Origin of the sequence: Streptomyces sulfonofaciens (genome assembly GCF_014656295.1) — a bacterium.
Lineage (GTDB): Bacteria > Actinomycetota > Actinomycetes > Streptomycetales > Streptomycetaceae > Streptomyces > Streptomyces sulfonofaciens.
The window spans coordinates 219,083-232,483 of the sequence record NZ_BNCD01000005.1; the positions used below are offsets into that span (position 1 = coordinate 219,083).

The 13,401-nt window shown below is 72.7% G+C and carries 12 protein-coding genes and 1 pseudogene; 6 read left to right on the forward strand and 7 right to left on the reverse strand.

The features are described 5' to 3' along the window. Positions 1-15: 15 nt before the first annotated feature. Positions 16-249 carry a DUF397 domain-containing protein gene (locus IE313_RS11170; RefSeq protein ID WP_189930838.1) on the reverse strand — a complete coding sequence of 78 codons (234 nt, stop codon included), beginning with the start codon at positions 247-249 and terminating at the stop codon, positions 16-18. A gap of 2 nt (positions 250-251) precedes the next feature. Then, positions 252-1,085, reverse strand: a pseudogene (locus IE313_RS11175) (helix-turn-helix domain-containing protein). Positions 1,086-1,254: 169 nt separating this feature from the next. Between IE313_RS11175 and IE313_RS11180 the strand changes: the two are divergent. Continuing rightward, on the forward strand, positions 1,255-1,689 hold the full coding sequence (locus tag IE313_RS11180; RefSeq protein WP_189930839.1) for an ATP-binding protein: 435 nt from the start codon (positions 1,255-1,257) through the stop codon (positions 1,687-1,689). A 236-nt stretch (positions 1,690-1,925) separates the two neighbouring features. Here the strand turns inward: IE313_RS11180 and IE313_RS11185 are convergent, their stop codons facing one another. The 3 genes from IE313_RS11185 to IE313_RS11195 form a co-directional block, all read right to left on the reverse strand. Beyond that, a complete protein-coding gene (locus IE313_RS11185; protein ID WP_189930840.1) occupies positions 1,926-2,801 on the reverse strand; it encodes a DUF3152 domain-containing protein in 876 nt (291 codons plus the stop codon). 655 nt (positions 2,802-3,456) lie between these two features. Next, complete coding sequence (locus IE313_RS11190) at positions 3,457-3,918, reverse strand: RICIN domain-containing protein (protein WP_189930841.1); 462 nt, start codon at positions 3,916-3,918, stop codon at positions 3,457-3,459. 278 nt (positions 3,919-4,196) lie between these two features. After that, positions 4,197-5,183, reverse strand: a complete 987-nt coding sequence (locus IE313_RS11195) for an aldo/keto reductase (RefSeq protein ID WP_229924530.1) — start codon at positions 5,181-5,183, stop codon at positions 4,197-4,199. Positions 5,184-5,434: 251 nt separating this feature from the next. Between IE313_RS11195 and IE313_RS11200 the strand changes: the two genes are divergently transcribed. After that, positions 5,435-6,289, forward strand: coding sequence for a helix-turn-helix transcriptional regulator (locus IE313_RS11200; protein ID WP_229924551.1), 855 nt, complete (start codon positions 5,435-5,437; stop codon positions 6,287-6,289). A gap of 186 nt (positions 6,290-6,475) precedes the next feature. On the opposite strand, the gene IE313_RS11205 is transcribed toward IE313_RS11200, so the two are convergent. Then, a complete protein-coding gene (locus IE313_RS11205) occupies positions 6,476-7,108 on the reverse strand; it encodes a TetR/AcrR family transcriptional regulator (RefSeq protein ID WP_189930844.1) in 633 nt (210 codons plus the stop codon). A 102-nt stretch (positions 7,109-7,210) separates the two neighbouring features. On the opposite strand from IE313_RS11205, the gene IE313_RS11210 reads away from it, so the two are divergent. The 4 genes from IE313_RS11210 (at position 7,211) to IE313_RS11225 (ending at position 12,564) form a co-directional block, all read left to right on the forward strand. Beyond that, on the forward strand, positions 7,211-8,125 hold the full coding sequence (locus tag IE313_RS11210; protein WP_189930845.1) for an NmrA family NAD(P)-binding protein: 915 nt from the start codon (positions 7,211-7,213) through the stop codon (positions 8,123-8,125). A gap of 361 nt (positions 8,126-8,486) precedes the next feature. Further along, the gene (gene cseB, locus IE313_RS11215; RefSeq protein WP_308439161.1) at positions 8,487-9,290 is read left to right on the forward strand and encodes a two-component system response regulator CseB; all 804 of its coding nucleotides are present in this window, start codon (positions 8,487-8,489) and stop codon (positions 9,288-9,290) included. 1 nt (position 9,291) lies between these two features. Next, positions 9,292-10,743, forward strand: a complete 1,452-nt coding sequence (locus IE313_RS11220; RefSeq protein ID WP_189930846.1) for an ATP-binding protein — start codon at positions 9,292-9,294, stop codon at positions 10,741-10,743. Positions 10,744-11,706: 963 nt separating this feature from the next. After that, a complete protein-coding gene (locus IE313_RS11225; protein ID WP_189931004.1) occupies positions 11,707-12,564 on the forward strand; it encodes an endonuclease/exonuclease/phosphatase family protein in 858 nt (285 codons plus the stop codon). A 112-nt stretch (positions 12,565-12,676) separates the two neighbouring features. Here IE313_RS11225 and IE313_RS11230 read toward each other — a convergent pair whose 3' ends face one another. After that, positions 12,677-13,150: a hypothetical protein gene (locus tag IE313_RS11230; RefSeq protein ID WP_189930847.1), complete on the reverse strand. Its 474-nt coding sequence runs from the start codon at positions 13,148-13,150 to the stop codon at positions 12,677-12,679. Positions 13,151-13,401: the final 251 nt, after the last annotated feature.

The following is a 13,401-nucleotide window of genomic DNA, read 5'->3' on the forward strand; positions in this document are numbered from 1 at the left end:
GTGGGACCCCTGCTGTTACGCGTACGGAAGGAAGGTGAGCCACGCCGTGGGGGAGAAGGTGAGGCGGGGGCCGTCCTTGTCCTTCGAGTCCCGGACGTGGACGGTGGTGGGGGTGGCTGTTCCCGGGCTGCCGCCCGGGGCGCCGCTGCCGTGGCCCGACCTGTGACAGGACAGGGCGACTTCGACGCAGTCACCGGAAGGGCTGCTGCTGTAGCTGCTCTTGAACCAGGCCGGTTCTGCCGTGGTCATTCTCATCCTCGCATTCGCTGCAACAGATCCAGGGAGTCCTGGAGGCTGAGGGCCTGCGACCGCATCCTGGCGTACCGCCTCTGGAGAGTGCTGACGACGTTGGGGTCCGTGATGAACTGGCCGCTCTCCTGCCCTTCGACGTAGGCGAACCACCTGTGCTCCTGGGTCTCCAGCAGTTGCAGGGGGCCGTGCAGCCCTGCGTGATCCTCCCGGACCACCGGCATGATCTGGATCTCGACGTTCCTGAGCCGGGAGACGTCCAGGAGGTGGCCGACGAGTTCCGAGGCGACGGTGTCCCCGCCGATGCGTCGCAACAACACGTGCTCTTCCAGGATAAAGCTGTACGACGTGTTCGGGCGCTCCCGAAGGAGCCGCTGTCGTTCCAGTCGTGCGGCCAGTTGAGCCTCGATCTGCTCGTCCTCCAACGCCGGGACCTGGTTCAGGAACGACGCCCTGGCGTATGCCTTCGTCTGGAGCAGCCCGGGGACCAGCCGGCACTCGTACGTGTAGAGGCAGACGGCCTCGGCCTCCAACCGGGCCCAGAGGCGAAACCAACTGGCAAGCCCCCGCTATCGCGACAGAAAGGGCGCGGCCCTGCGCAACGCCCCCGTGTTCCCCAGCGCCTCCTCCGCCGCCTCCACGAAGTCCACGTCGGGCATGCGCCGGCCCTGCTCGACCGAGGCGACCGTGTGCTTGGAGAAGCGGACCAGCGAGCCGAACTCCTCGCGGCTCAGGCCGGCGTGTTCCCGCAGACCCTGGACCACCGCGCCGAAAGTGCGCAGACTGTCCGAAGGTTCGGGCTCCGTGCCGCCCGCAACGCCACCGTCCTCGGCCATCGTCGGCCCCTCCCTCGTCCGCGTACGACGTTCCGGTGCAGGAAACAGCCACCGCGAGAGCATGGTTACGTACCGTGTCGCGTACGGTCCAGAGCGTGACGTCGTACGTCGGTCCCGCGTACGCGGGGCGGACCTGGCACGCGGCCACGGCCGGGGCCACATTGAGGCCATGAAGCCACGTGTGTTCACACAGCGGTTCAGCTCCACGCCCCTCGGGGCGCGGCTCGCCCGGCACCTGGCCGTGCACCAGCTCCACACCTGGGGCATCGCCCACGGCACGGACACCTCCGACACGGCCGCGCAGCTCGTCGCCGAACTCGCCGCCAACGCGGTCACGCACGGCCGGGTGGGCGGCCGGGACTTCGAGGTGCGGCTCACGCTCGCCGGCGGTGCGGACGCCGGGGCCGGTGCGGCGCTGACGATCGAGGTCTCCGACACCCGCGGCGAGTGCCGTCCGCCGGGACCGCACGGGGTCGCCGCACCCGGGCCGCTGTCCGGCGGCGGGCGCGGACTGTTCCTGGTGGAGGCGCTGGCCTCACGGTGGACCGTCCGCGAACGGTCGCCGGGCAAGACGGTCGTCGCGGAGCTGGACGTGAAGGGCTGACCGGCGGTGGCGGAACCCCGCGCGGGGCGCGGTGGGGCCGTGGGGCCCGGACCGGCGCCCCGTCCCGCGGTGCGGGCCGTGCCGTCGGCAGCCGCTTCCCGGTGCCGGCCCGGGAGCGTGTGACGTTCGCCGCGCCGACGGGTCCGCCGCGGTCGGACGAGTGCACTGGGCAGAGGGGGCGCGGCGCGGTCGGGGCTCGGTGTGCGGTGGGCGGCGGTGGGGTGCTCGCCGCGCGCTCACGGCTGGGGCGGCCCGGAGAGGTAGTGCCCCTCGTCGTCGTAGGGCCAGGCGTTGGCGACACATCCGTGCAGGCCCTTGATCTGCTGCATCATCACGGGGGCCGGCCTTCCGGGGCCCGGGCAGCCCTCGTGCTGGTGGCCCAGGAAGTGCCCCATCTCATGGTTGATGATCAGCGCGCGGTAGTCGTGGATCGGACCGTCGAACGTGGGCGAGCCCTCGATCCAGCGCTTGAGGTTCACCACGACCCCGCCGGGCACCTCGCAGTCGTACTCGCCGCCGGTGTCCTGGTGGATGCCCTGCCAGCACAGGGCGTCCGCGGTCCCCGGTGTGGCGATCATCACCTTGAGGTCGTGGGGTCCCGAACTCACCAACCGGAACGAGGAGACGCCGTTGCGGGTCCAGCCCCGCGGCGCCGCGAGTATGCCCGCGATCTCGTTCGCCGCCTGTTCCGGCGCTATGCCGATGCCCTTCTCGATCTCCACCATGTACCGGAGCAGGGTCCGGCCGTGACCGACCGTCGCGCCGTCGGCTTGGGCGGTGACGAAGGTGCCGGGCCCGGTCTCCGGAATCCTGGTCGTGGCGGGGGTGGGCGGGGTGGGGGAGGCCGACGGATGCGGAGCGCGCCTCGCCGCGGGATGCCGGGACGCGGCCGGAGCCGGTGCCGCGGCGTGGCCGGAGCGCGGGGCGGGGGCCGCCGCGTACGACGTGCCGAGGCCCGTGCCGAACCAGTGGTGGACGCTCACGCTGCCCGCGACCAGCACCGCCAGCGAGAGGAGGCCCAGCAGGAGCGTGCGCGACCTGCGCGATCTGTGGCGGCCCGCGCGCCGGGTACCACCGCCCCGGCCACCTGATCCGAACCTGTGCTGCTGCATCACGGAAAAACTCCCTTATCGACTTTGACAACGAGCAGAGGTCCTCGCCGGTTCGAACATCGCTCAGCGGATGGCGGTACGGGCCCGTGCCGCTGCGGCAGTGCCGTGCCGGCGGCACGGGTGACCGAGGGCGTGGGGCGTCCGGCTCTGCTCGGGCCGGGCCGGGCCACGAGCGGACCGGGGACGCGGCACAGGACGAGCGCGTCATGGCCAAGGATGCGTCATGGGCACGGACGCGCCGCGGGCGGGCTGCCTCATGGGCGGGGGCGCGCCGCGTGCGGGGAAGCGCCGCCGGCGGGCGGTGTGCCGCGGGCGGGCGGTGTGCCGCGGGCCGTCCCGGTGCGCCGGGACGGGCGTCCGGTCCGCTCCGGTCCGGTCCGGTTCGGTCCCGCTCCGGTCCGGTCCGGTTCGGGGCCGGCGGTCCCGGGTGCGCCGCGGGCGGTACGGCTCGGGCTCGGGGGTGCTCATGGCCGCCCAGGCTGGTGCAGTCAGGCGATGGTCACTGGCCCGCAGGATGACCAACCCGTAACAGCGGGTCCGTGGTCGGCGCAGGGCGAGTGGGAACCGCGCGGAAAGTGCCTTCCTGCCGGCACGGCGGAAGCCTTCGACAAGGCCCCGCCGTCCCGGTTCGGAAGGCACGTCCGCGTTCGGTGGATCAGAAGGTCAGACTGATCTGCTCACCCTGCACGGTCCAGTGCTGGCGGGGCCCGGAGGAGTTGCACCCCTCCACGAAGACCATCCGGGTCCTGCCGTAGTCGGTGGCCAGGCACATGCCGGGGTTCAGCGACTGGTAGATCGACTCGCCGTTGACGGTCCAGTGCTGGCCGGGTCTGGAGTCGCACTCCTGCACGGAGACGATCCGGGTGGTCCCGAAGTCGGTGCTCAGGCACATGCCGGGGTTCAGCGACTGGTAGATCGACTCGCCGTTGACGGTCCAGTGCTGGCCGGGTCTGGAGTCGCACTCCTGCACGGAGACGATCCGGGTGGTCCCGAAGTCCGTGGACAGGCACATGGTGCCGGACGCCTCGGCGGTCGAGGGCAGTGCGAAGGACGTCAGCGCGAACGACGTCAGTGCGAGAAGGGCGGGTACGAGGAGCTTGCGCAACACGTTGGCCACGAGGTGGAACCCTTCACGGTCGGCAGATCCACATCAGCCGGCGCGCATCCGCTGGTCCCGGCCAAGGGATCTGTGCGATTACGGGCGTGAAGGATCCTCTCATTCCTGCGGCCATATGTGTCACATGCGGTACATAACTTTTCCAGCCGATATGTACTGACAGAGGCGTCCTCCGCTCGACTCGTCCGGGCAGGCACGGCCGGCCGAGCGGACGAACGACGTCCTGGCCGGCCGGCTGCCGCCTGCGCCGCCGCCACGAGCGCAGGGCCGAACCCGTGCTACCCCTGGATTCCGGTGTCCATCGCGGAGACCCGGTCGCCAAAGAGTTGGACGTCCTCGACGAGGCTGCCCAGAGCCCGGAGCGTCGGCACGTCCAGCGCCACGGAGGCTGCTGCGACGTTCTCCTCCAGGTGGCGACGTGTACGGGTCCCGGGGATGGCGAAGATGTCATCGCCCTGCGCCAGCACCCAGGCCAGTGCGAGCTGGGCGCTGCTGACCCCGAGGCCGGCTGCGATCTGCCCGATACGTTCGACCAACGCGAGGTTGGAGTCGAGGTTCTCCTTCTGGAAGCGGGGGTAGATGCGGCGCAGGTCCTGCTCCGCGAGCGAGTCGGCGGAACGCACGCCGCCGGTGAGGAACCCCCGGCCGAGCGGCGCGTAGGCGACGAACCCGATCCCCAGCCGCCGGACGGTCTCCAGCACTCCGTTCGACTCCATGTCGCGGGCGAACAGCGAGTACTCGCTCTCCACGGCTGACAGCGGCGCCGTGGCGTGCGCCCGCACGATGGTGTCGGGCCTCACCTCGCTGATCCCGAGGTAGCGCACCTTCCCCGCGGCCACCAGCTCTCCGAGCGCGCCGAAGGTCTCCTCCACGGGCACGCGGGGGTCGACCCGGTGCTGGTAGTAGAGGTCGATGCGATCGGTGTCCAGGTTGCGCAGGGAGCGCTCGACACTCGCCCGCACATACTCGGGACGGCCGTTGGCCCCGCCGATCGTCCTTCCCTCGTCGTCCATCTCGGCTCCGCCGAATTTGGTGGCGACGACGACCGCGTCGCGCCGCCCGGACAACGCACGGCCGAGGAGCCTCTCGCCGGAGAAAGCGCCGTAATGATCAGCCGTGTCGAACATCGTCACGCCGAGTTCTATCGCCCGCTGGACGGTCCTGACGGATTCATCTTCGTCCGCCGCTCCATAGGAACCGGTAAGCCCCATGCACCCCAGGCCCTCCGCGGAGGACACCAGCCCCTGGCTCCCTACTGAACGCATTTCCATAATCTTGGATCTCTCCGCATTCGCATTGGTCGAACAATGGCGTGCGCCCTCTGTGAAACGCCGCCCACGTGCTGCCGGGAAAGGTGGCCGCGCCTCGCGCCGAACCGCTCCGTTCTTCCCCAACTGCTGCCTTCAGTTGAGCACACACGGCCTGCTCATCCCGCGCTTCAGGGATCGGCAAGCGGTTCCTAGGAACCTGACTGCTAGGCTCATCGGATGATCACGTCTCGCACGGAACCATGACCATGAGCACAAGGCGCAATGCGGAACTGGGGACCTTTCTCAAGACGTGTCGTGCCCGTCTGAAGCCCGGCGACAACGGACCCCGGCCCGGAGGACAACGGCGTGTGCCGGGCCTTCGGAGAGAAGAAGTCGCCGACATCGCGGGTGTGAGCCTCGACTACTACGCGCGTCTCGAACAGGGCCGCCAGGTCACCGCATCGCCGTCGGTGCTCGACGCCGTCGCCCGGGCCCTTCGGCTGTCCGACGGCGAACGGACCCATCTGTACACGCTGGCGGGCGTGGCACGGGCCGCCCAGGGCCACCCGGGGACCGGCCCGGGGGAGGACACCGTCGACGACAGGGTCCGACACGTCCTGGACGCCCTGGGGAGCACACCGGCGATCGTGTGCGGCCCGTATCTCGACGTACTCGCCGCGAACGAGGCAGCCGGATTTCTCTTCACCGACTTCGACGCGCTGCCGTCCGTTGAGCGAAACGCGCTGCGTTGGATGCTGCTCGCACCCGCCGCCCGGGACCTCTACGGCGATCAGTGGGAGGAATCCGCCAGAGAGATGGTGGGCATGCTGCGGATCGATTCCGGGCGATACCGGAAAACGCGCCGGGCGGACGAGATCATGACGGAGCTCGAAGAGAAGAGTTCGCTGTTCCGCCGAATCTGGCGAGCGTACCAGGTGTCCACCTGGAGCATCAGTGAGAAAGACCTGCTGCACCCGGTGGCCGGCCCCCTGCGGTTCCGCAACGCATCCATCTCGGTCGACGGTGTGCCTGGCCTGACAATCTTCCTCGTCATTCCGGAGGACCGCGCCGCCTTCGAGGCGGCATTCGAAAAATCGAGAGTTCCGGCCCGGAACCGGTAGCCCGGGGGCGGCGCGTCGTCCCGTTCGCGCCACCCGCGGGAGCGGACGGTTCGCACGGCGGGGCCTCGGACCGGTGTGAGGTGGTCGGTCTCAGCCGAGCCGCCTGGTGATCGGCGGCCCGGACCGCACGGGTACGGGCGCCGCGGACGAGAGCGGCCTGCGAGCAGCCCGTCCCGGCATGACCTCTCAGAGCCGTCCGGCCCCGGCGAGGGCCAGCAGGTCGTTCGCGGCCTCGTGGGAGCGGATGCGGATGGCGGCCGGGCCGGGGACCGGTCCGCCGAGCAGAGCGGTGTCCACGATCTCCGCCTGAAGGAGGGCGGAGAAGACGTGGGCGGCCCGGACGGGATCGCTGACCTTGGCGCGCAGCTTCGCCGGCCACCGGGACAGGTGCCGCGTGAACAGGGCCGTGCGGTCTCCGAGGATCTCCTGCTGGTAGCGGCGGCCGAGCTCGGGGAAGCGCTGCGCGTCCCGGGCCACCACCCTGAACAGTGCCAACTGCTGCTCGGACAGGATGTGCCGGAGGAGCTCGCAGCCCGCCTCCGTCAGGCCCTCCAGGGGCGGCAGGTCCAGCCATTGCGGGTCCGCGGTCTGCGCGGAGGTGTCGCAGGCCGCCTGGATGACGGCGACGAAGAGGTCGTCCTTGCCGTCGAAGTGCCGGTACAGGGTGGTGATGGACACGCCCGCGCTCGCGGCGATGCGGTTGACCGAGCTCCCGCCGTACCCCTCTTCGAGGAAGGCCGCGAGGGCGGCATTGACGATCGCCTCGCGCTTGCGCGCCATCAGGCGCGCCTTGGGGTCGTTGTCGGCCCACGTCCGCACGGTTCTTCCTCCGGTCCCACGTCGACTTGACAGAGCATACGACAGCGCTGACTATCGCGTCATACGAAAGTGATTGCTTTCGTCATGGGCAAGGAGCGACACATGCCGGACACGGACACCTCGCGAGTACTGGTCCTCGGGGCCACCGGCCGCACCGGATCAGCGGTCGTGAAGGCGCTGGAGGCGACACCCGGTCGAGCGGTCCCGGTGCGGGCCTCGCGCCGCGGGACGACCGTCGAGCAGTGGATCAAGGAGGGGAAGGACGCCGTCCGTATCGATCTCGACGACCCCGGCACCTTCCCCGGCGCACTCAAGGGCATCGACCGGGTATTCCTGGTGACCGGCTACACCTCGGCGATGAACCACCAGGCCAAGACCCTGGTGGACGCCGCCGAGGACGCCGGAGTCAGCTTCCTGGTGCACCTGGGGGTGTTCAGCGACGGACGCTCCACCGACCCGCACTTCGCCTGGCACGAACTGGTGGAGCGCTACATCGCCGGCTCCAGGCTGGCCTGGGCGCATGTGCACCCGCACGTGTTCATGGAGAACCTGCTGGGCATCAACCGGCTGCGCGACGGCCGGATGGTGTGGCCGATGGGCGACAAGCGGGTCGGCTGGGTCGCCGCCGACGACATCGCAGCGGTCGTGGCCAAGGTCCTGGCCGAAGGCCCCGGGACGCATGCGGGCAAGGACTACTACCTGTCCACCGATCTCCTCAACGGCGCCGAGGTTGCCGAGGCCCTCACCACCGCCCTCGGACGGGAGATCCCCGCGCTGGTCCTGACCCCGGACGATCTGCAACGCATGATCGACGCCGGGCTGGACACCGTGCCCGCCGACATGGACGCCGCGTACGCGGCCAGCACACTGATCTGGGCGCGAGAGGTCTACGAGGGCCGCTTCGACCACTTGGCGGTCACCACCGGCACGGTCCGGGACCTGCTCGGCCGGGAGCCCGTCCACCTCGGCCCATGGGCCGCCGCGCACCGCCGTGAACTGCTCGGCCGGCTCTCCTGACGGCGCCGCGCACGGCTCGCTGTGCCGGAGTGCCGTCCGGGTGCGGACGGTGCCGTGATGTCGGGCAAGGGGCGCCTCCGGCCGTCGGCGTCCTCGCCGGCCGAGTGTTTGCCAGGCGCGTCCACGGGACTGGCGGGCGTGTGCGGCTCGGCCCCCGTCGGCCGGGCGCAGCCCGCCGGTGCCGCGGCCGGTCCGCCGCTGCCCGGGCACCCGCGGTGGCCGATACCCGGCCGATACACAGACGAGCCCTGATGGATGCCTGGCCGGGGCGGCATCGAGACCTCCCCGTCGCAGGCTGGAGGCCGATCCCCCCGCCCCGGCCTCCGACCCGGCCCCCGGCCTCCGACACAGATGGGAAGCAATGCCCGTGCCGCCCCCCGGCGAGGCGCCGCCGATGCCCGGCGAGAACCCGCCCGCCCCCGTCAGCCTGCTGCTCGTCGAGGACGACGAGGTGATCCGCAGAACGGTCGCCATGGCCCTGGAGCGCTACGGGTACCGCGTCAGCGTGGCGGCTGACGGGCTCACCGGGCTCGAACTCTTCCGTGAGCTGAAGCCCGACCTGCTGCTGCTCGACGTGATGCTGCCCCACCTCGACGGCATCGGGCTCTGCCGCAGGATCCGCGAGTCCGCTCTGGAGCCGATCCTGATGATGTCCGCGCGCGGCGACGCGCTGGACGTGGTGTCGGGCCTGGAGGCCGGTGCCGACGACTACGTCGTCAAGCCGGTCGACACCTCCGTCCTGGTGGCCAGGATCCGCTCGCTGCTGCGGCGCGCCACCTTCGCACCGCAGGCGGAGCGCGGCCGGGCGGACACCGGGCGCGCCGCCGGGAACGGCGCGGGGCAGGGCACGTTGGGCCCGTACGCACCGCCCCCGGACTCCGACCGGCTCGTCTTCGGCGACCTGACCGTGGACACCGCGGGCCTGGACGTCTTCAGGGCCGGCACCCGGGTCGCGCTGACACCCACCGAACTGCGGCTGCTGCTGGAGTTCGCGGCCCACCCCGGTGTGGTGCTCGACCGCCAGACGCTGCTGCGCAACGTCTGGGACTACGGCTGGGACGGCGACAGCCGCGTCGTCGACCTGTGCGTGCAGCGGCTGCGCCGCAAGATCGGCGCGGAACGCATCGAGACGGTGCGCGGGTTCGGCTACAAGCTGAGGCGCTGAGATGCCCCGCACCCCCCACGTCCGCACTCCCCACGTCCGCGCCGCCCACCACCTCCGCACCGTCCCGCACGCCCTGCGCCCGCTGCTGAACTGGCGGTCGCTGCGCTGGAAGATCGCCGCGCTGGTGGCGGTGGCGTCCTGCGCGGTGGCGCTCGCCATCGGTCTGCTGGTGCACCACAGCACCCTGGAACGCTCCCTGCACGAGGACCGGGAACGCGCCCTCACCGCGCTCACCGCCGCCGTCGCCGACCACCGGCGCACCGGCACGCAGGCGTCCGTCACGCCCCTCGCCGAACTGCCCGACGCGCTCGCCCGGCAGGTCACCGCCACGGGCCGGGGCACCCTCTACGACGACAGCGATCCGACCGTTCCGTGGGAGTGGGCGGCCACCCGCGTCGACGGCCAGGTGCTCGCGGTGCGCGTCGACGCGGGCACCGACCTGCGCAGCCGGCAGGCCCTGGACCGGCACATGCGGCTGGCGTCCCTGGCCGCGCTCGCCGTCGTCGTCCCGCTGGCGGCGCTCGCCGCCGAGCTGCCCAACCGGCGGCTGCGGCGGGTCGCGGGCACCGCACGGCGGATCGCCGCCGGCGATCTGGAGGCCAGGACCCGGGCCGGCGGGCCGGGCGGCGACGAGATCACCGAGATCGCCGCCACCGTCGACTCGATGGCGGACAGCCTGCGGGACCGGCTCCGCAGCGAGCAGCGCTTCACCGCCGACGTCGCCCACGAACTGCGCACCCCGCTGATGGGCCTGGTCACCGCGGCGGAACTGCTGCCGGAGAGCGAGCCCACCGAACTGGTCAGGGACCGGGTCCGGGTGCTGCGGGCGCTGGTGGAGGACCTGCTGGAGATCTCCCGCCTCGACGCCGGCGCGGAACACTCCGAGCCGCGGCCCGTGGCGCTCGCCGAAGCGGTGGCGGAGTCGCTGGACAGGGCCGGGCTCACCGCCCGGCTCTCGGTCACCGGCGCCCCGGTCGCCGAGACCGACCCGCGCCGCCTCGACCGGATCGTGGCCAACCTGGTCGGCAACGCCCACCGGCACGGCGGTGCCCCGGTCGACGTCACCGTCGGCGCCACGCGGATCGAGGTCCGCGACCACGGCCCCGGCTTCCCGGCACAGCTCCTCGCCCGCGGACCGCAGCGCTTCTTCACCGGTGCGAGCGAACGCGGCGGCGGCCATGGCCTCGGCCTGACCATCGCACTGGGCCAGGCCCAAGTCATCGGCGCCACACTCACCTTCGCCAACGCCCCGGACGGCGGCGCACGCGCGGTCCTGCACCTGCCGCCCGCGGGGGCCGGGCGTGCGGCGGACGGGCCGGGGCGGGCGCAGCCGGGCCCGGGCCAGGATCACGGCGCCCCCGGCGACGGCCGCACCGGCCGCGGCGCTCGCACGGGCGGCGGCGCTCGCACCGGCCGCGGCGCTCGCACCGGCGGCGGTGGCGGCCGGCACTGACGCGGTGGCCGTGCCGCCCTCCCGTCCCCGCCCTCCCGTCCCCGTCCTCCCGTCCCCGTCCTCCCGTCCCCGTCCTCCCGTCCCCGTCCTCCCGTCCTCCGGCTTCGTGAACCGGATCGGCGCGGATCGGCGCGGATCGGCCGGGACCGGCCCGGATGGGTCCGGATCGGCCCGGATCGAGGCGGCGCGGGGGCGCGGCCCGTGCCACGGCCCCGCCCCCGCCCCCACTCGCCCCACCCGCGCCGTGCGCCCCGGCCGTCAGGACCCCGGGCTGATACGGAACCGACGAACAACCGAGCGGCGGCGGACGGGCGGTGCCGACGGCACTGACACCCGGGGCGCGCAGGGTGGTCAGGGTGCGCGGCCCGCGCACGTCAGGACCCTGGAGGTGGCCTCCCGATGCCCTCTGCCCACCCGCGTGCCGGCACGCACAACCCACCCCGACCGCCCGCGCCCCAGCTTTCCGCGCGCCCCGTCACCGAGCCGCCCGCGGCCACCGGCCGCCGTGCCCCCGACACGGCACCGGCCGAACGCGATGACGCGCGGTGCGCCCTGGGCACCGCGCAGCGTGCCCCCGGCAGGGTGCGGCGCGAACCCGGTGCGGGGCGGCACGGATCCGGCACCCGGCGCGCACGCGGTGCGGCGGCGCCCGCATCCGGCACGGAGTGGTACGACCCGGGCGCGGCGCGGCGTGCCGGCGTCGTGGTGCCGTCCGGACCCGGTGCGGCACGCCGCGAGGACGGCCTCGCCCCTCGCGGGGCCGGTGCGGCCTCGCCCGAGCCCGAAGGGGGACGTGAGGGCCCGCGCGCGGTACGGCGGGACCTCCGCGCGAGGTGGCAGGACGCCGGTACGGTGCGGCACGTCCTCGGGGCGGTGCGGCACGCCCTCCGTGCGGTGCGGCGCCCCGCCGACCCCCGCCGCGGGCTGCTCACCGCCGCCTTCGCGGTGGCGTCCGCGCTCCTGATGCTGCTGCACGCCCACGTGCCCAACCGGATCGGCAACCTCGGCAGCCTCGCCGAGACCTTCCTGCCCTGGCTGGGGCTCGCGGTGCCCCTGACGCTGGGGCTCGCGGCCGTCCGGCGCTCGTCGCGCGCCGCGGTCGCGGCGCTGCTGCCGGCCGTCGTCTGGTCGCTGCTCTTCGGCGGCACGCTCCTCGACAAGCAGACCGCGGGCGGTGACCTGACGGTCGTCAGCCACAACGTGAACGCCGCGAACCCCGACCCGAAGGGCACCGCCGCCGCGCTCGCCGCCTCGGGTGCCGGCCTCGTGGCCCTCGAAGAGCTGGGACCCGACACGGCAGGGGCCTACGCGGCGGCTCTGGCGGGCAGTTACCCGTACCACGAGGTGGACGGCACCGTCGGCCTGTGGAGCCGGTACCCGCTGAGCGACACCCGCACGGTGCCGATCATGGCTTGGCCGCGCGCCCTGCGCAGCACCGTCCGCACCCCGCGGGGGCCCGTCGCCGTCTTCGTCGCGCACCTTCCCTCGGTACGGGTCTCGGCGGCGGGCTTCACCGCGGGCCGGCGCGACGACGCCGCGCGGATCCTGGCCTCCGCCGTCCGCTCCGACCCGCTGCCGAGGACCGTCCTCGTGGGCGACTTCAACGGCACGGTCGGCGACACGGCCCTGTCCCCCCTCACCCGCCTGATGCGCTCCGCGCAGGACACCTCGGGCGCCGGCTTCGGCTTCACCTGGCCCGCCGCGTTCCCACTGGCCAGGATCGACAACATCCTCGTCAGGGGCATCACACCGGTTTCCTCGTGGACCCTCCCCGCGACCCCGAGCGACCACCTGCCGGTCGCGGCGTCCCTCGACCTGTGACGGGCGCGGACCCCGGTGCCGCCGGGAGACGGCCGCGCACGCCGGTGCCGTGGGCAGGGGGAGCCGTCGGGAGGAGGAGCCGGGCACCGCGGGCCGCGGCTCCCGCTCGCCGTCAGAGCGTCGAGACCTTCTCGATCTTCGCGTACGGGGCGCCTTCCGGATTGGCCAACTGCGCCATGACCTCCACGGGGTCGCCCACGCCGAACGGCAGGCTGTCCTCCGGGAGCAGTACGGGCACCGTGACCTGGATGCCGTGCTTGTTCGCGTCGCAGGTCAGCGCGGAGTGCTGCACCGTGGCGACCCCTCTGGGACTGCGGATGTCCGAGTCACGCTCGTCGGCCAACCGCCAGGTGACGCCCAGGTGCAGCGGGTCCCCGGTGGCGTCGCAGGAGTACGTGACGTCGACCGAGACGGCCTTGTCGGGGGCGAGCGCGACATCGCCTATGGCCACGGTGTTGTCCTTGCCGAAGATGGTGGAGCCGTCCCCGGCCACGGCGGGAGCGGCAGTGGTCACCGCACCCGCACCGACCGCGAGGGCAAGGAGGGCGGTGGCGGCGAAACGCTGACGCACACGTGATGACTGCATGCGGATTCTCCTTTTCCGGGTGGCTGGTTCAGGCACATGCTCCCGAAACGGCATTTCGTCCCCCTCTCGCCTCCCTCTCGCCCCCCGTCTCGTCCCCGTCTCGTCCCCGCCCTCAGTTCCCCCGCGCTTGGCCCCCTCGCTCCTCGCCGTCCCTTTACCCGCCCCCGCGGAGGGGTGGCCGAAGCGGGCCGGGCCCCTTGCCGGGGGTGACCACCCGTCACCCCCGGGCGGAACCGGGCCAGTCGGCGCAC

Bases quoted from the DNA above. Each gene is read 5' to 3' on its own strand.
- IE313_RS11185 (WP_189930840.1), bottom strand. From the start codon at position 2,801: ATGCAGCAGCACAGGTTCGGATCAGGTGGCCGGGGCGGTGGTACCCGG.
- IE313_RS11230 (WP_189930847.1), bottom strand. From the start codon at position 13,150: ATGCAGTCATCACGTGTGCGTCAGCGTTTCGCCGCCACCGCCCTCCTT.
- cseB (WP_308439161.1), top strand. From the start codon at position 8,487: ATGCCCGTGCCGCCCCCCGGCGAGGCGCCGCCGATGCCCGGCGAGAAC.
- IE313_RS11170 (WP_189930838.1), bottom strand. From the start codon at position 249: ATGACCACGGCAGAACCGGCCTGGTTCAAGAGCAGCTACAGCAGCAGC.
- IE313_RS11220 (WP_189930846.1), top strand. From the start codon at position 9,292: ATGCCCCGCACCCCCCACGTCCGCACTCCCCACGTCCGCGCCGCCCAC.
- IE313_RS11210 (WP_189930845.1), top strand. From the start codon at position 7,211: ATGCCGGACACGGACACCTCGCGAGTACTGGTCCTCGGGGCCACCGGC.
- IE313_RS11195 (WP_229924530.1), bottom strand. From the start codon at position 5,183: ATGCGTTCAGTAGGGAGCCAGGGGCTGGTGTCCTCCGCGGAGGGCCTG.
- IE313_RS11200 (WP_229924551.1), top strand. From the start codon at position 5,435: ATGAGCACAAGGCGCAATGCGGAACTGGGGACCTTTCTCAAGACGTGT.
- IE313_RS11180 (WP_189930839.1), top strand. From the start codon at position 1,255: ATGAAGCCACGTGTGTTCACACAGCGGTTCAGCTCCACGCCCCTCGGG.
- IE313_RS11225 (WP_189931004.1), top strand. From the start codon at position 11,707: ATGCTGCTGCACGCCCACGTGCCCAACCGGATCGGCAACCTCGGCAGC.